Source organism: Arthrobacter sp. DNA4, assembly GCF_024362385.1.
Taxonomy (GTDB): domain Bacteria; phylum Actinomycetota; class Actinomycetes; order Actinomycetales; family Micrococcaceae; genus Arthrobacter.
On record NZ_CP101466.1, the window covers coordinates 2,708,499 to 2,724,552 of the forward strand.

13 protein-coding genes, 2 tRNA genes and 2 pseudogenes are annotated in these 16,054 nt (G+C 67.4%); 9 read left to right on the top strand and 8 right to left on the bottom strand.

Going from position 1 to position 16,054, the window contains the following annotated elements:
- Positions 1 to 33 precede the first annotated feature (33 nt).
- Together NMQ03_RS12445 and NMQ03_RS12450 are read right to left on the bottom strand one after the other, a co-directional pair.
- Complete coding sequence (locus tag NMQ03_RS12445; protein ID WP_255172463.1) at positions 34 to 612, bottom strand: hypothetical protein; 579 nt, start codon at positions 610 to 612, stop codon at positions 34 to 36.
- A gap of 187 nt (positions 613 to 799) precedes the next feature.
- Positions 800 to 1,351: a single-stranded DNA-binding protein gene (locus NMQ03_RS12450; RefSeq protein ID WP_255172464.1), complete on the bottom strand. Its 552-nt coding sequence runs from the start codon at positions 1,349 to 1,351 to the stop codon at positions 800 to 802.
- Between the two features lie 207 nt (positions 1,352 to 1,558).
- Here NMQ03_RS12450 and NMQ03_RS12455 point away from each other — a divergent pair.
- Positions 1,559 to 1,631, top strand: a tRNA-Arg gene (locus NMQ03_RS12455).
- Positions 1,632 to 1,682: 51 nt separating this feature from the next.
- Here NMQ03_RS12455 and NMQ03_RS12460 read toward each other — a convergent pair.
- Positions 1,683 to 2,906, bottom strand: a pseudogene (locus NMQ03_RS12460) (ROK family protein).
- Between the two features lie 149 nt (positions 2,907 to 3,055).
- On the opposite strand from NMQ03_RS12460, the gene xylA reads away from it, so the two are divergent.
- Positions 3,056 to 4,243 (top strand): xylose isomerase, encoded by a 1,188-nt coding sequence (xylA, locus tag NMQ03_RS12465; protein WP_255172465.1) that lies wholly within the window; start codon positions 3,056 to 3,058, stop codon positions 4,241 to 4,243.
- A gap of 3 nt (positions 4,244 to 4,246) precedes the next feature.
- On the top strand, positions 4,247 to 5,665 hold the full coding sequence (gene xylB, locus NMQ03_RS12470) for a xylulokinase (RefSeq protein WP_255172466.1): 1,419 nt from the start codon (positions 4,247 to 4,249) through the stop codon (positions 5,663 to 5,665).
- A gap of 123 nt (positions 5,666 to 5,788) precedes the next feature.
- On the opposite strand, the gene NMQ03_RS12475 is transcribed toward xylB, so the two are convergent.
- The 3 genes from NMQ03_RS12475 to NMQ03_RS12485 are packed head-to-tail and all read right to left on the bottom strand — an operon-like array spanning position 5,789 to position 9,008.
- Complete coding sequence (locus NMQ03_RS12475) at positions 5,789 to 6,628, bottom strand: sugar phosphate isomerase/epimerase (RefSeq protein WP_255172467.1); 840 nt, start codon at positions 6,626 to 6,628, stop codon at positions 5,789 to 5,791.
- The gene (locus NMQ03_RS12480; RefSeq protein WP_255172468.1) at positions 6,625 to 7,839 is read right to left on the bottom strand and encodes a dihydrodipicolinate synthase family protein; all 1,215 of its coding nucleotides are present in this window, start codon (positions 7,837 to 7,839) and stop codon (positions 6,625 to 6,627) included. Before NMQ03_RS12480 ends, NMQ03_RS12475 begins: the two co-directional genes overlap by 4 nt.
- The gene (locus NMQ03_RS12485) at positions 7,839 to 9,008 is read right to left on the bottom strand and encodes a Gfo/Idh/MocA family protein (RefSeq protein WP_255172469.1); all 1,170 of its coding nucleotides are present in this window, start codon (positions 9,006 to 9,008) and stop codon (positions 7,839 to 7,841) included. The genes NMQ03_RS12480 and NMQ03_RS12485 overlap by 1 nt, the downstream gene beginning before the upstream one ends.
- 167 nt (positions 9,009 to 9,175) lie before the next feature.
- Between NMQ03_RS12485 and NMQ03_RS12490 the strand changes: the two genes are divergently transcribed.
- Both NMQ03_RS12490 and NMQ03_RS12495 read left to right on the top strand, forming a co-directional pair.
- A complete protein-coding gene (locus NMQ03_RS12490) occupies positions 9,176 to 10,300 on the top strand; it encodes a LacI family DNA-binding transcriptional regulator (protein ID WP_255172470.1) in 1,125 nt (374 codons plus the stop codon).
- Positions 10,300 to 11,066, top strand: a pseudogene (locus NMQ03_RS12495) (alpha/beta hydrolase). The gene NMQ03_RS12490 and the pseudogene NMQ03_RS12495 overlap by 1 nt, the downstream one beginning before the upstream one ends.
- A gap of 26 nt (positions 11,067 to 11,092) precedes the next feature.
- Here NMQ03_RS12495 and NMQ03_RS12500 read toward each other — a convergent pair.
- Positions 11,093 to 11,995, bottom strand: a complete 903-nt coding sequence (locus NMQ03_RS12500; RefSeq protein WP_255172471.1) for an aldose 1-epimerase family protein — start codon at positions 11,993 to 11,995, stop codon at positions 11,093 to 11,095.
- 79 nt (positions 11,996 to 12,074) lie between these two features.
- On the opposite strand from NMQ03_RS12500, the gene NMQ03_RS12505 reads away from it, so the two are divergent.
- The gene (locus tag NMQ03_RS12505) at positions 12,075 to 12,782 is read left to right on the top strand and encodes a DNA alkylation repair protein (RefSeq protein WP_255172472.1); all 708 of its coding nucleotides are present in this window, start codon (positions 12,075 to 12,077) and stop codon (positions 12,780 to 12,782) included.
- A gap of 6 nt (positions 12,783 to 12,788) precedes the next feature.
- On the opposite strand, the gene mptB is transcribed toward NMQ03_RS12505, so the two are convergent.
- The gene (gene mptB / locus NMQ03_RS12510) at positions 12,789 to 14,345 is read right to left on the bottom strand and encodes a polyprenol phosphomannose-dependent alpha 1,6 mannosyltransferase MptB (RefSeq protein ID WP_255172473.1); all 1,557 of its coding nucleotides are present in this window, start codon (positions 14,343 to 14,345) and stop codon (positions 12,789 to 12,791) included.
- A gap of 198 nt (positions 14,346 to 14,543) precedes the next feature.
- Between mptB and orn the strand changes: the two genes are divergently transcribed.
- From orn to def, 3 genes are all read left to right on the top strand, one after another.
- Positions 14,544 to 15,131, top strand: a complete 588-nt coding sequence (gene orn, locus NMQ03_RS12515) for an oligoribonuclease (RefSeq protein WP_255175602.1) — start codon at positions 14,544 to 14,546, stop codon at positions 15,129 to 15,131.
- Positions 15,132 to 15,260: 129 nt separating this feature from the next.
- Positions 15,261 to 15,333: transfer RNA gene (locus tag NMQ03_RS12520), tRNA-His, on the top strand.
- Between the two features lie 129 nt (positions 15,334 to 15,462).
- The gene (def, locus tag NMQ03_RS12525; protein WP_255172474.1) at positions 15,463 to 16,035 is read left to right on the top strand and encodes a peptide deformylase; all 573 of its coding nucleotides are present in this window, start codon (positions 15,463 to 15,465) and stop codon (positions 16,033 to 16,035) included.
- The last annotated feature ends 19 nt before the right edge of the window (positions 16,036 to 16,054 follow it).

Here is a 16,054-nt window from a genome sequence, read left to right on the forward strand (position 1 = left end):
GATCTCACATTTACAGCCGGAAAGTCAGCAGGATCAGGAACCCACGAAGCACTTGCCGCTGGCCAGGACCGGCAGGACGGTGACGGTCACTGCGCCTTCGCGCACCTGGCCAATGACGCAGTCCTTGCCCTGCAGCACGGCAGCCTCGATGGCGTCCGCCTCCAACCCGGTGGGCGTCCGGCTCTGCGAGACCTGGAGCACTGCGGGCGCGATGCCGGCCCCCGTCAGTGCGTCGCTGACCTGGGCCGTGGCCGGTTTGGGTGTGCCTGTTGCCAGTTTGGCCAGGGTGTCGGTTACGGTCCGCTTCACGGTTTCGGTGGCTGCGGCATCTGCTGCCGCGGCGGCCGAGGTGCTGGCACCGGCTGATGTATTGGCCAACGCTTCCCTGCCCGCGGCGCTGCTTGTCGCAGCTGGATTGGCGGCCTGGGCTGCCGCTTCCTGTGTGGCCGTCGCTGCCGCCGTTGCCTTCAACAATCCGTCATCGCTGCCCTCAACCCGCGGATTGTTCGCTGCGGGACCGGCGGCACACCCCGTCACGAGGGCGGCCAGGACAGCACATGTCAGCGCTGCACCGGCCCGGTTTGTCTGCCGGCGGTAAGGGGTGGGACGCATGGTGTCATTGTGCCATGCGCCGGACGCCCGGCCGGGATTACCGGCCGCAGGCGTCCGGCCGCGCTGGAGGGCTGACGCATGGTGGCGGGCGCTCGGATGTGGGCGGGCGGACGGACCTCGGCCGGGGGTGCCACCGGTCCGTCCGCCCGGGACTGAACGGGGAACGTTGACAGCTGATGCCTGTTTCCTAGACTTCGGCGAGTTCCCCGGTTTCCAGGTCAAGGGAAGCGAGTCCGCCGTCGTTGTCCTCAATGACGACGGCCCCATGGTCGTGTTCCCCGGGATGGTCGTCCTCACGATCCTCCGGTTCGTCAAGGGCCGGGTCCATCGCAGGGGCTTCCTCCGCGGACTGCGGCTGCTCCACAAGGGAAAGCGCAGGCCTGGAAGCGGTCCGGATGAAGTTTGCCGAACCAAAGGTAAGGTCATGCCCCACGGCCTCGGCGTCGATGATGGTGGAGTGGTAGACCCGGCCTTCCTTTTCCCAGGTGCGGATCTTCAGCTTGCCCACGACGATGACCGGTTGGCCTTTCCGGATGCTGCAGCCCAGGGTCCCGGCGAGGTTGCGGTAGCCCTGCACGGTGAACCAGTTGGTGTGCCCGTCGCCCCAGGTTTTGGATTCCCGGTCAAAGCGGCGTGTGGTGGAACCGAGCCGGAAGGAGGCTGTCGCCACTCCCCCCGGCGTGGTGGAACTCGTGATCTCAGTGGCAACGAAGCCCCGGATGGTAATCGTTTCGCTCATGTCTACGTCCTGTCTGGATGGTGGCGCCTGGAGCAGGCATGACCAGCATCGCCCCGGACGCCGGCGCGCAGGAGGCGCGGGTTCCCGTATGTGGACAACAGGGCCCAACCCGCCACGTGGGGAGGAACAGTGCAGGCCGGATGACGCCGCCGGCATGCCGGGCAATGTAAACTTTTTGAGGCGCCGGCCTGCAGGCCGGAAGCTGATGCCTCAGTAGCTCAGGGGATAGAGCAGCGGCCTTCTAATCCGCCGGTCGGGGGTTCGATTCCCTCCTGGGGCACGTTGGTGGCTGATGCCCCGGTCTTCGGACCGGGGCATTGTGCACCCGCCGCTATGCGTGCAGCCGATGCGGGGCTTCCACCAGGGACCGGATCACGCTGCCGGCGGCCCCCAGCAGGGCACCAGACTCCCCCACCGTGGACACCGTTACCTGCTCCGACTCGTACTTTCCGGGCGCATATTTCTGCAGGCTGTTTATCAACGGGGCGCGCAGCCAGGGCTCAAGGACTGCGAAATGCCCGCCCAGTACCACCGAATCGATATCCACCACGCGCGCCGTTGAGGCAAGCGCTATACCCAGGCAGCGGCCTGCACGTTCGACGGCGGATACCGCCTTGGGTGCCCCGCCCTCGAGTGCCCGCAGGAGTGAGGACATGGCGGCAGACCGTGTAACCCCCTCCGGCGCCAGGCCGGCAGCAATGAATATGGCGTCCTGGTACTACCGTTTCCAGGCAGCCAGTCCCCCGCATGAACAATGGCCGCCGTCTGGATCCACCACGATGTGTCCCACTTCGCCGACATGGCCCCCGGGGCCGGTGAACAGCTCGGAACCGATGACAATCCCGCCGCCCACGCCCACCTCACCGGAGACGAAAAGGAAGTTGGATGCGCGATCCGGCCGGTGCCGCAGTTCGGCCAGGGCGGCCGCATTGGCCTCATTGAACAGTGCAACCCCCAGCGCTGTTTCGGGCAGCAGGGCGTCAAGGTCAAGGTCCACATTGACCCAGCCCAGGTTGGGAGCGGTCAGCACGCGCGCCCTGGCAGGGTCCACCAGCCCGGGCACCGCCAGCCCGCCGCCCACGACGTCGACGCCCTGTTCCCCGGCCGCGCTCCGCACCCTGGCTGCCAGGCCTGCGAGCGCAGCCAGCACCGGCTTGTCCGCACTGCTCCGGTTATCGCGCTCCCGTACCTCGCGCAGCAGCACCTTCCCGGACAGGTCAACCACGGCGGCGGAAATGTAGTCGACGTTGACCTCCATTCCCATGACCGCACGGCTGGGGCTGAGCTCCAGTCCCACGCCTGGCCGTCCGCGGCCCTGGGGGTTAAGCCCGATTTCGCGGATGACCCCGGCGTCCAGGAGGTCCAGCACCAGGCTGGACACCGACGCCTTGGTCAATCCGGTGGCGCCGGCAACCTGGGCACGGCTGGGATGCGTGCCGGGCGGGAACTCGGCAATCGCGCCGAGGACCAGCGCAAGATTGCTGCGCCTCACGTCCCCCACGTTTCCGGGGGCCGGGGATCCGGACCCCGCCGCTGCAGGCGCGGGCATCACCATCACAAAGCTCCTTGGTTAGACGCTTCCGCCAAGTTTTTCGGCGGTCTCCACGCTGGACTATTGACCCCACCCTACGTCCGCTCATATAGTTCAGGCAATGAACTAAAGCTTCGCAATTCCGCGGCGCAACCCGATCGCAAGGACGCATCATGACTCTCTCCCCCACGCCCGCTGACAAGTTCACCTTCGGCCTCTGGACGGTCGGCTGGACCGGCGCCGATCCGTTCGGCGTGGCCACCCGTGCCGCTTTGGATCCGGTGGAGGCAGTCCACCGCCTGGCAGAACTGGGCGCCTATGGCATCACGTTCCATGACAATGACCTTGTTCCTTTTGACGCCTCCGCGTCAGAGCGGGACCTGATCCTGAAAAACTTCCGCGCAGCCCTGGCGGAGACCGGGCTGAAGGTCCCCATGGTGACCACCAACCTGTTCAGCCACCCGGTCTTCAAGGACGGCGGCTTCACCTCCAACGACCGTTCCATCCGCCGCTTTGCCCTCTCCAAGGTCCTGCGCAACATCGACCTCGCCGCAGAGCTCGGCGCCGAAACGTTCGTCATGTGGGGCGGCCGCGAAGGCAGCGAATACGACGGCTCCAAGGACCTGGCAGCCGCCCTGGACCGCATGAAGGAAGGCGTTGACACCGCGGCGGGCTACATCAAGGAGAAGGGCTACAACCTGCGGATCGCCCTTGAACCCAAGCCGAACGAACCCCGCGGCGATATCTTCCTGCCCACTGTCGGCCACGGCCTGGCCTTCATTGCCCAGCTCGAGCACGGTGACATCGTGGGCCTGAACCCCGAAACCGGCCACGAGCAGATGGCAGGACTGAACTTCACCCACGGGATTGCGCAGGCACTCTGGGCCGGCAAGCTCTTCCACATCGACCTCAACGGCCAGCGCGGCATCAAGTACGACCAGGACCTGGTGTTCGGCCACGGCGACCTCACCAGCGCCTTCTTCACGGTCGACCTGCTGGAGAACGGCTTCCCGGGCGGTGGCCCCAAGTACGACGGCCCGCGCCACTTCGACTACAAGCCCTCCCGCACCGACGGCTACGACGGCGTGTGGGCGTCCGCCAAGGCCAACATGGCCATGTACCTGCTGCTGAAGGAACGGGCGCTGGCGTTCCGCGCAGACCCGCAGGTACAGGAAGCACTCAAGACCTCCGGCGTGTTCGAACTCGGCGAGCCCACCCTCAGTGCCGGCGAAAGCACCGCAGACCTGCTGGCCGACGCCGCAGCGTTCGAGGACTTCGACGCCGACAAGGCTGCTGAGCGCTCCTTCGCGTTCGTCCGGCTCAACCAGCTCGCCATCGAGCACCTGCTGGGCGCCCACTAGGCCATGGTGCTCGTCGCAGGCATCGACAGCTCCACCCAGTCGTGCAAGGTGGTCATCCGCGATGCGGATACCGGGGCATTGGTCCGCCAGGGCCGGGCCCCGCACCCTGAGGGCACCGAGGTCCACCCCGACCATTGGTGGACGGCACTGCAGAAGGCAGTTGCAGATGCCGGCGGACTGGATGACGTCAGTGCCGTGTCCGTCGGAGGCCAGCAGCACGGCATGGTCTGCCTGGACAGCGACGGTGCGGTGATCCGGCCGGCGCTGCTGTGGAACGACACCCGCAGCGCCGGCGCTGCCCAGGATCTCATCGAATCCGCCGGGGGCGGCGATCCAGCCGCCGGCGCGCAGTACTGGGCACGCGCGACCGGTACCGTGCCGGTCGCGTCCCTGACGCTGACCAAGCTGCGCTGGCTGGCGGAGAACGAGCCGGAAAACGCCGCAAGGGTGGCCGCCGTCTGCCTGCCGCACGACTGGCTCACCTGGCGGCTCGCAGGCTACGGGCCAGGCAGCGGAAAAGAGGGGTTGGCCGCCCTGGCCACGGACCGCTCGGACGCGTCCGGCACGGGCTACTACTCGACGGCGGAAGGCAAGTACCTGCCCGACGTCCTGTCCGCGGCACTCGGCCACGTGCCGGTCCTCCCCCGGGTCCTCGGGCCCCTGGAAGCAGCGGGAAAGACGCCGGCGGGCGCCCTCCTGGCGGCAGGCGCCGGGGACAATGCGGCGGCCGCGCTGGGTGCAGGGGCCCGGTTGGGCGATGTGGTGATGTCGCTGGGCACGTCCGGCACCGTATTCGCGGTTTCGGATTCGCCGGCCGCAGACGCCTCGGGACTGGTGGCCGGATTCGCCGACGCCGCCGGGCATTTCCTGCCGCTCGTGTGCACCCTGAATGCCACCCGCATTTTCGATGCCACCGCCGCCCTGCTGGACGTGGACCTGTCCGAGTTCAACCGGCTGGCGTTGTCCGCCGGTCCCGGTGCCGGCGGCCTCACCCTGGTCCCCTACTTCGATGGGGAAAGAACCCCCAACCTGCCGGACGCCACCGGCTCCCTGCACGGCATCACGCGGGCCAACTACACCCCCGCCAACCTGGCGCGCGCCGCCGTCGAGGGTGTTGTCTGCTCACTGGCGGACGGCCTGGCGGCACTGCAAAACCAGGGCGTGTCCGCCCAAAGGATCCTCCTGGTGGGTGGCGGAGCCCAGTCAGCAGCAGTGCAGGACGTGGCTGCCAGCCTGCTGGGAACCATCATCACAGTGCCGCAGCCGGGTGAATATGTCGCCGACGGCGCCGCGCGCCAGGCTGCGGCGGCACTCAGCGGACGCTTCCCTGCGTGGGCGGCAGACGCCGTCGACCTTCCGCTGGGAAACGACGACGCCGGAGTGCTGGCAAGGTACCGTCGGGTCGCCTCGCTCTACGCGTAAGGCTGCAGCGGGCAGGGAAGAACCCGGACCGCGGTGGGAAATACCACCGCGGTCCGGGTCCTTTTTATGTGGGGCGCAGGCCCCTGCCGTGACGTAGCAGGAGCCCGCGGGTCTTGGATCAGGTCAGGCGTACGGCAGGACAAGCTCCGCGTAACGCTCTTTGACCGTGGCCAGGACGGTGTTGCCGTCCGTGTCCCAGATCTCCTGATTGAAAATCTCCACCTCGATGTCGCCCGTGTACCCGGCGTCGCGCACCCAGGTGCCGATCGTGGCGAAGTCCACCACGCCGTCGCCCATGTACCCGCGGGAGAGCAGCGGATCGGCGGCGATGGGCATGTTGAAGTCGCACACCTGGTAGGAGGCAATACGGTTCTCCCGGCCGGCGCGTTCGATTTGCGCCTTCAGTTCCGGGTCCCACCAGACATGGAACGTGTCGACGGCGACCCCCACCGTGGAGGCGTCGAACGGCGCCGCGAGGTCCAGGGCCTGCCCCAGGGTGGAGATCAGTGCGCGGTCGGCGGCGTACATCGGGTGCAGCGGTTCCAGCACCAGGCGGACGCCGTTTTCCTGTGCGAACGGGACCAGGTCCGCGAGCCGGTCAGCCACACGCTGCCGGGCGCCCACGATGTCCTTCTCCCCCGGGGCGAGTCCGCCAACCACCAGGAACAGTTCGGTGGTGTCCAGCGCCACGGCTTCGAGGATGGCTGCACGGTTGTCGGCGAGCGCGTTTGCCTGGCCCTGCGCGTCCGCCGCGGTGAGGAACCCGCCGCGGCAGAGCGAGGAGACGCGCAGGCCCGCGTCCTTGATCAGGCGGGCTGCCTTGTCCAGGCCGGCTTCCGCCACCCGGTCCCGCCAGGGGCCGATGGCGGGGATGCCGGCGTCGACGCAGCCCTCGACCACCTGGGCAAGCGTCCACTTCTTGGTGGTGGCGCTGTTGATGGACAGTCTTTGGAAGCCGCTCATACTCCCACCCCGTTGATCCGCAGGTAATCGGACATGCGGAAGGCCGCCAGCGCGGGGTCCTTCAGCAAGCCGGCCTGGTCGGCCAGCTCAAAGGTCCGGGCGAGGTGGCAGACAGAGCGGCCGGAGTGCAGGCCGCCGACCATCTGGAACCCGGACTGCTTGCCGTTGAGCCAGGACATGAACGCGATGCCGGTCTTGTAGTAGAACGTCGGGGCGCTGAAGATGTGCTTGCCCAGTTCGCGGGTGGAGTCCAAAATTTCCCGTGCCCTGGCCGGGTTTCCGGCGTCGTAGTTCTGCAGGGCCACGGATGCGGCCGGGTAGATGGCCGCGAAGATGCCCAGCAGCGCGTCGGAGTGGTGGGTGCCGTCGCCGTCGATGAGCTCGGGATAGTTGAAGTCGTCCCCGGTGTAGAGGCGGACGCCCTCAGGCAGCGCTGCCCGCAGGGCCACCTCGTGGCTGGCATCGAGCAGGGAGACCTTGACCCCGTCCACCTTGTCCGCGTTGTCCCTGATCAGGCCCAGGAAGGTTTCGGTGGCGGCCGGAACGTCCCCGGACCCCCAGTAGCCGGTGAGGGCGGGATCGAACATGGTTCCGAGCCAGTGCAGGATGACCGGCTGGTCCACCTCCTGCAGCAGCGTGGAGTAGACGTTCAGGTAGTCCTCCGGCCCGCGCGCTGCCTTGGCGAGTGCCCGCGATGCCATGAGAATCACCTTGGGGCCGGCCTCGGTGATCACGGAGATCTGTTCGCGGTATGCCTCGAGGACGGCCTTGATGCCCGCGTCACCGGAGGGAAGGGTGTCCAGGTCCAGCTGGTCGGTGCCGGCCCCGCAGGACACGAGGTCACGGACCGATTTGCCGGCGGTGGCCGGGGTGTTGGCCGAGACCACCGAGGCTGCTTCGACGCCGGTGTGCTTGATGAGTTGCTGCGTGGCGGCCCAGTCAAGCCCCATGCCGCGCTGGGCGGTGTCCATGGCGTCGGCCACGCCAAGACCGTAGGACCAGAGCTCGTGGCGGTACGCCATGGTGGCGTCCCAGTCCAGGCGGGCCGGGGCCCCGGGGGTGTTGTCAGCGAGGACCTCGGGGATGACGTGGGCCGCGGCGTAGGCGCGCCGGGCAGTGAGCGGGGCGGTGGGGCGGGCCCAGGGCGTGGCGCCCTGGAGGCGGTACTCCCTGGTGCCGCCGTCCTCGGAGGGAAGGATAAGGGAAGTCATCAGAGCGTGATCTCCGGGATGTCGATGGTGCGGCGTTCGTCATTGGAGCGAAGGCCAAGTTCGGCGAGCTGGACGCCGCGGGCGGCGGACAACAGGCCGAAGCGGTGTTCCCTGCCGGCCACAACGTCGCGGAGGAACTCTTCCCACTGCAGCTTGAAGCCGTTGTCCAGTTCGGCGTTGGCGGGAACTTCCTGCCATTGGTCGCGGAAGGATTCGGTGACGGGCAGGTCCGGGTTCCACACGGGCTTGGGGGTGTGGGCCCGCTGCTGGGCGACGCACTTGTTCAGGCTTACCACAGCGGAACCGTGGGTGCCGTCCACCTGGAATTCCACAAGTTCGTCGCGGTAGACGCGCACTGCCCAGGAGGAGTTGATCTGGCCAACCACCTGGTCGCCGCCCGGGGTCTCGAGTTCGAAGATGCCGTAGGAGGCGTCATCGGCGGTGGCCTTGTACTCGTTGCCTGCCTCGTCCCAGCGGGCGGGGATGTGGGTGGAGGTCTTGGCGTTGACGCTCTTGACCTGGCCGATGATGCCCTCCAGGACGTAGTTCCAGTGGCAGAACATGTCCGTGGTCATTCCGCCGCCGTCTTCCTTGCGGTAGTTCCAGGACGGGCGCTGCGCGGCCTGGATGTCGCCTTCGAATACCCAGTAGCCGAACTCGCCGCGGATGGAGAGGATGCGGCCGAAGAAGCCCTCGTCCACCAGGCGGCGGAGTTTGACCAGGCCAGGGAGGTAGAGCTTGTCGTGGACGACGCCGGCAGTGACGCCCGCCTCCTTGCCGATGCGGGCCAGCTCGATGGCTTCTTCGAGGGTCTCGGCCGTGGGCTTCTCGGTGAAGATGTGCTTGCCGGTCAGCATCGCCTTCTTCAGGGTGGCGGCGCGCAGGCTGGTCATGGAGGCGTCAAAGATGACGTCCACCGTGGGGTCGTTGATCACGGCGTCCAGGTCCGTGGTCCACTCGGACACCTTGTGCTTTTCCGCCAGTTCCCGGATTTTGGCCTCGTTGCGGCCCACCAGGATGGGTTCAACCTGGACCCGGGTGCCGTCCGGGAGGGTGAAGCCGCCTGCATCGCGAATCGGCAGGATGGAGCGCAGCAGGTGCTGGCGGTAGCCCATCCGGCCGGTGATGCCGTTCATGGCGATGCGGATTGTCTTTGTTTCGAAGCCCATGTGTCCTCCACGGTGAGTGAGCAAGGTAGTCAAACTGATTGGGAAAGCGCATTCCCACTGCTTCCATGATGCACGGCGCGCTTCCCCTTGGCAAGCGCTTTCCGGAAGTAGTTTGAACTGCCATAATGTGCTTTAGCCTTCGAGCCCGTACAAGACCAGGAGATGCAGTGGCTGCAAGTACCCTTACCGAGGTGGCCCGCCTTGCCGGCGTTTCCCCCGCCACGGCCTCCCGCGTGCTGAACGGATCCGCCCGCAAGCCGGGGAAGGACATTGCCGACCGGGTCCGGCAGGCGGCTGAGTCGCTTGGCTACATCCCCAACGCCCAGGCGCAGGGCCTGGCGAAATCCAGTTCCGGCCTGATCGGCCTGATCGTCCATGACATTGCCGATCCCTACTTCGCGGCCATTGCCAGGGGCGTGCAGGAAGCCGCCCGGGAACAGCGGAAGATGGTGCTCCTTGCCACCACCGGCGGCGGCCCCGCGGAGGAAAAGGAAGCGGTGGCTGCGTTCGCGGCCCGCCGCGCAGATTCGATCGTGATCGCCGGTTCCCGCTCGTGCCGCGACGAGGACAAGGACGGCAACAGCGAGCTGGCAGCCGAACTGGACCGGTATTGCCGCAACGGCGGGCAGGTGGCCGTGGTGGGCCATCCCGTCGTGGGTGCAACTGCTCCGGAGGGGTACCACGTGGTGAAAGTGCCCAACCAGGAGCTGGCCGGCCGGCTGGCCACCGAACTTGCGGGCAGCTGGGACGGGGACTTCGTCATTGTCGGCGGTCCCGAAGGGCTCCTGACCTCCGATGACCGGGTCCGCGGTTTCCAGGAGGGACTGGAACGGGCCGGGCGCCGGCCGGCGGAAGTGCTCCGCAGCGCGTTCAACCGGTCCGGAGGATATGACGCCGGGCTTGAACTGGCTGCCCGGATCAAGGCAGCCCGGACCAACGCGCGCCCGTCCGGGGAAGGGGGCCCGACCGGTGACGGGGGCGGCGCAGCCAAACTGTGCATTTTCGCCGTCAACGATGTGATGGCCATCGGGGCCGCGGCGGCATTGCGGTCCGAAGGGCTCCGCATCCCCCGCGACGCCGCCATCGCCGGGTTCGACGATATTGAGACCCTCCGCGACTTCCGGCCGGCTCTTTCCACGGTACGCCTGCCGCTGGAGGACATTGGGCGCCTGGCCACCCGGGCCACCCAGCGGAGGCTTGCCGGCGACGACGGGGACGGGGCCGAAGACGCTTCACCCGGTGACATCACAGGCGAGGTCACGCTGCGGCGCAGCACCGAGGCTGCCGCCTGATGGCGCCGGGTGCGCTTACGGCAGTTCCGGCCCATTCCGGGGCTGCGGCGCCCGGCCGGCCATCATGGTCCTGCCGGGAGGAGGATACGCCCGCCAGGCTGATCACGAAGCGGAGCCCGTTGCAGAGTGGCTGGCGTCCCTGGGCATCCACGCCTTCGTCCTCCGCTACAGGGTGGCCCCTGACCGGCACCCTGCTCCCCTGGGGGACGCAAAGGAAGCCATGCTCCACATCAGGAAGGGACAGCACGGGTTTGCCGTTGACCCGGAGCGCATCGGCGTCCTGGGCTTCTCCGCCGGCGGCCACCTGGCGGCCACCCTCAGCACGGCAGCCGCCACCGGGAACCCGGACCTGGACGTGCCCGCCGCCATCCCCGCCCTCTCGGTGCTCTGCTACCCCGTTGCATCACTGACCCACGAGGCGCACCAGGGATCGGTGGAGAACCTCCTTGGCGGCGCGCCGCCGTCGGACCTCCTCAGGGCCCTCTCGCCGGAGCTGAACGTCACCCCCCGGACACCGCCGGCCTTCCTCTGGCATACAGCTGACGACGACGCCGTTCCGGTGAGCAACAGCCTGAACTACGCCAGGGCACTCTTTGCCGCCGGCGTTCCGGCGGAACTGCATGTCTTCCCGCAGGGACGGCATGGGCTGGGGCTTGCCGCAGATCAACCCGGACCCCGGCAGTGGACCGCACTGTGCGCAGCCTGGCTGCAGCGTGCCGGGTGGACGGACCCCCTCAGGCAAGCCGCCACGGCCGACCCCGCCTAGCTCATCCCCGCCTAGCCCACGCCCGCCTAGCCCAGCGCCCGGATGGTCCAGCCCGCCGAATGGGCCTGGCCGGGCTGCAGATGCACCAGGTCCGTCCCTGAATGGAGGGCATCAGGCGGACACGTCATGGGTTCAACGGCCAGGCCCAGCCGGTCCGGGCCGGCGGGTTTGTCGCCGGTGTGCACCTGGACCCAGGGCCACTCGGCGCCCCATTCGAGTTCCACACCTGTACCTGACGGGTCCAGTACCCGTACCCGGGCCAGGCCCGTACCCTCCCGGGCGATGTCCGTGAAGGCATGGTCGATCTTCACCGGCCCCAGACGCCGGGGCGAACGGAAGTCGAAGGCATCCCCGTCCACCTGCCGCATGCCCACGGGCAGCAGCCGGTCGGGTGTCACCTCCAGGTAGGCAGCGGCCTGCAGATCCAGCGACCAGTCGTCCAGCGGGGACGGACCGGCCACCAGGTAGGGATGGGGGCACACCCCGTACGGGGCGGCAGCGGCACCGGTGTTGACCGCCCGCACCGTGCCATGGAGCCCGTCGGCGGAGAGCGCATAGGTAACCGACAACTCCAGGTCCCCCGGGTAATCCGGGCCGGCCGGAATGCGGCAACCCAGGACGGCGCGGTCCGCGGCCGCTTCCAGCACCTCCCATGGCCTGTGGATGGCAAGACCATGCAGGGCAGCGCCGCGGTCCGGTTCGTTGACGGCAGCGGCATAGGCCTTGCCTGCATAGGAGTAGGTGCCGTCCGCCAGGCGGTTGGGCCAGGGCGCGCAGATGACGCCGCGGTAGTCGGGTACGGGTCCGTCGGGGCCAAAGCCCACCACCAGGTCCCTGTCCCCGTGCCGCAGCTCCCTGAGCGCCCCGCCGCGGAGGGTGACGACGGCGGAGTAGGGTCCGTGGGCGAGGTGGACTTCAGTTCCGGGCATGGTTCCCTCTGCGTCGAAGTGTGTTAGCGCTCACCAGCCTACCGCACCGCCTGTGCTGCCCCCTGACTAAAGTTGCCCCATGGACACGGCCGCCGACCAGGACCTCATCGCCTCCGTCAGGGGTGCGCTCCACGGATTGGCCGACCCCGCCAGGGCTGTGGGGGCGCAGGCCTACATGAGGTCCCTCCTCCCCTCGCTCGGCGTACGGGTTCCCGAGGTGCGGCGGATCGCGGAACGTGCTGCACGGGACCATCCGCCGGTTTCCGCCGGGCAGCTGCGGGCCACCGTGCTGGACCTGTGGCGCACCTCCACGTTCCGGGAGGAGAAGTACGCGGCCATCGACCTGACAGCACACCGGCTGGTGGCCTCCGACCTGGACATGATTCCTGTGTACGAGGAAATTATCCGGACAGGTGCATGGTGGGACTTTGCCGACGGCGTGTCCGGCCGGATCTGCACCCTGCTGCAGGCGCACCCCACGGAGATGTCCAGGCTCCTGCTGCAGTGGAGCAAGGACCCGGACCTTTGGATCCGCAGGGCCGCCATTACGTCGCAGCTGCGCGCCGGGAAGGCCACCGACACACAACTGCTCGCCGCCATCATCGAGCCGAACCTGGCGGACCAGGAGTTCTTCATCCGCAAAGCCATCGGCTGGGCGCTGCGCGAGTACGCCAAGACCGCACCGGAGTGGGTGGAGGCGTTCGTTTCCCGCAACCGGGACGCCATGAGTCCGCTGTCGCGCAGGGAGGCCCTGCGCAGGATAAGCGCCCGGGCCGCACAGCGATAGCGGCCGCTAAATCACCGGACGTTCGACGACGGGCTGGTGCGATTTGCGGAACAGCCTGCGGGTGCCGGGGTCCCAGAAGATCAGGTACAGGGCAAAGAGCAGGGCGGTCAGCGCCGCGGCAATCCGGGCCAGGGCGAGGGCGAAGCCGAGGTCCTGGGTCTGGAGGTACGGGAAAACGTCCAACTGGTCCGAAATGGCGTAGATCATGAAGAAGGACACCACGAAGTACAGGGCCTTGACCTGCCAGTCGTTCCTGATGCCGGTCACGGCAAAGAGCGGTATGAGCCAGACGACGTACCAGGCCTGGATGATGGGGGCCAGCAGGACCACGGCCGCCAGGGCAAGAGTGAGGCGGCGCATGAGGCGGTCGTAGTCACCCTTGAAGATCTGCCAGGCGACGATGCCGACGGCAAGCAGCTTCCCGGCGTCGAACACCCAACCGGCGGGGACCGAACCGTCAAAGCCGAAAGCATTGGCCAGGGATCCCACCACCATGCCAATCAAGCCCACCGGGGCGTACCAGATCGAAATGCTGCCTGGTGCGGAAAGGCCATTGATCCAGCCGAAACCGAACCCGTTGACCATGCTCATGGCGGTCAACAGCGCCAGGCTCAGGCTTACCGTCAGGGCCCAAAACGCCACTTTCCGGAGCCAGCCCGCATTCCGGCCCGCCCACAGGAGCCCGATGAACGGCAGGAAGACAATGGTGATGGGCTTCACCGCGATGGAGAGGGTCACCAGGGCGATGCCGCGGACCGGGCGCCGGGTCGCGGAGTAGTACAGGCCCGCCAGGGCAAGCCCGATCATCAGGGAGTCATTGTGGACACTGGCGATGAAATTGGTCAGGAAGAGCGGGTTGGCCACGGTCAGCCAGAGGGCCCGGTGCGGGTTCACGCCGTGCAGTTCAGCGAGCCGGGGCACGTAGACGACGCAGAGCACCACACCGGCCAGCGCCACCAGCCGGAAGAGCATGACACACGCCTCCGGCTGGACGTTGGTTACCCAGACGACGAACTGCTCGATCCACAGGAACAGCTGGCCGTAGGGAACCGGCGCCTCGGTCCACATTTTGTCGGCGCCGAGCTGGAAGTAGTTGGACAGGGCGGAAATGCCGTTTTCGTACGGATTGAAGCCCTCCACCATCAGGCGCCCCTGCCCGATGTACGCATAGACGTCGCGGCTGAACAGCGGCACGCTGAACATCATGGGAAGTCCCCATGCCACCACCGCGGACAGGGTTGCCCGCCGTGCCTGTTCACCCCACACCCGGACCTTTTGGCCCAGCCGCAGCCAGGCACGCACCAGCAGCATGCCGCCGACGGCCACCAGGACGATGGACAGCGCCACGCCGGGAGCCTCCGTCCGCATCCAGATGAACACGGGCATCCGGCGCAGCTCCGAGACCGGGGCCAGCCAGCCGACGCCAGTGGAGCCAATCATCATGAACATGGAGCCCAGGAAGCCGGCAAGCAGGGGTGAGCGCGGATTGTCCACCTCGGCACTGCCCGTTCCGGCAATACCGGCCGCCGCCATCTCCCCCGTTGCGGGCACAGGCGCCGTCATCTCAGGATCGTCCAATCTTCTTGCGTTTTCCGCGGTTGATCCGGCGGGCCGCGCGGGCCGGCCGGGATACGATTAAGGGGCGGAAGGGCGACCCGCCGCGTACCCGAAATCCTAGCATCGGCAGGGTGCCCGGAAGTGTAACGGTAGGCTGGTCCGGTGCCTATATCTAACGAACGAATCGTCTGGATCGACTGCGAAATGACCGGCCTGGACATCAAGAACGACGCCCTGATCGAGGTGGCAGCACTGGTCACCGATTCGGAGCTCAACATCCTTGGCGACGGCGTCGACGTCGTCATCAAACCCGACGATGCCGCCGTGGCCCAGATGTCCGACTTCGTCCGGGACATGCACACCAAGTCCGGGCTGCTGGCGGAGCTGCCGCACGGCAAGACGATGGCAGAAGCAGAGGCCGCGGTCATGGAGTACATCTCCACCTGGGTCCCGGATCCGCGCAAAGCACCTCTGGGCGGCAACTCCGTGGGAACCGACCGGGTGTTCCTGTCCCGCGACATGCCTGCCGTGGTGGAGCACCTGCACTACCGGGTCATTGACGTCAGCACCATCAAAGAGCTGTCGCGCCGGTGGTACGCCCGGGCGTACTTCCAGTCGCCGGCGAAAAAGGGCGGCCACCGCGCGCTGGGAGACATCAAGGATTCCATCGACGAGCTCCGCTACTACCGGGAGGCAGTGTTCGTCCCCGCCCCCGGACCGGACAGCGCCACCGCCCAGAAGATTGCCAAGGGCATCACCAACGGGGACGCCGGGGACCGGTCCGGGGAGTAATCTGCGCCACGTTTTGATGAAATTTCGCTCAAATCGCAGAAAGTGGACAAAGCACCCCTTTCGAGCAGGTAAGCTATTTGAGTTGCGTTTCCAGGGAGCCGCTCCGGTGGAATTCCCTTGAGGCACATGGTGGGCGTAGCTCAGTTGGCAGAGCGCCTGGTTGTGGTCCAGGAGGTCGCGGGTTCAACCCCCGTCGCTCACCCTCACGGGGCGGCACATGCAGCCGTCAACAAAGGAGGCCGCACCGGATATCCGGTGCGGCCTCCTTTGTCGTGCCCCACCGGTACACGCATTGCAGCCGGGGATACCGCGAAGCCGAAGGACTACTGATATGACCGTTCTGCCGATCACCATCTGGGGCGAGCCTGTCCTGCACCGCCGCGCCGCCGAGGTGGAGGTCTTCGACGACGAACTGCGCACCCTGATCGCCGACATGTTCGAAACCAATGACGCCGCCAACGGGGTGGGCCTGGCCGCCCCCCAGATCGGCGTCGGCAAGCGGATCTTCGTTTACAAGTACGCCAATGACGACGGCGCTCCCCCAACCGGAGTCCTGGTGAATCCCGTCCTGACCCTGTCCAAGGTCTCGGGTGCTGCTCCCGATCCTGACGAGGAGGAAGAGGGCTGCCTGTCCTTCCCGGGCGAACAGTATCCGCTCAAGCGGGCCGAATGGGCCCGGGTGGAGGGCTTTGACGGGTTCGGGGAACCGGTCCGCTTCGAAGCCACCGGCTGGTTTGCCAGGGTCATCCAGCACGAGTATGACCACCTGGACGGCAAGCTGTACGTCAACCGGCTGATGGACCGGTATTCCCGCAAGGCCATGAAGCAGGCCAAGAAGAACGGCTGGGGCGTGCCGGGGCTGACCTGGATGCCTGGCGTTGACCCGGACCCCTTCGGACACTGACCAGGTTCAGCCGCTGAGC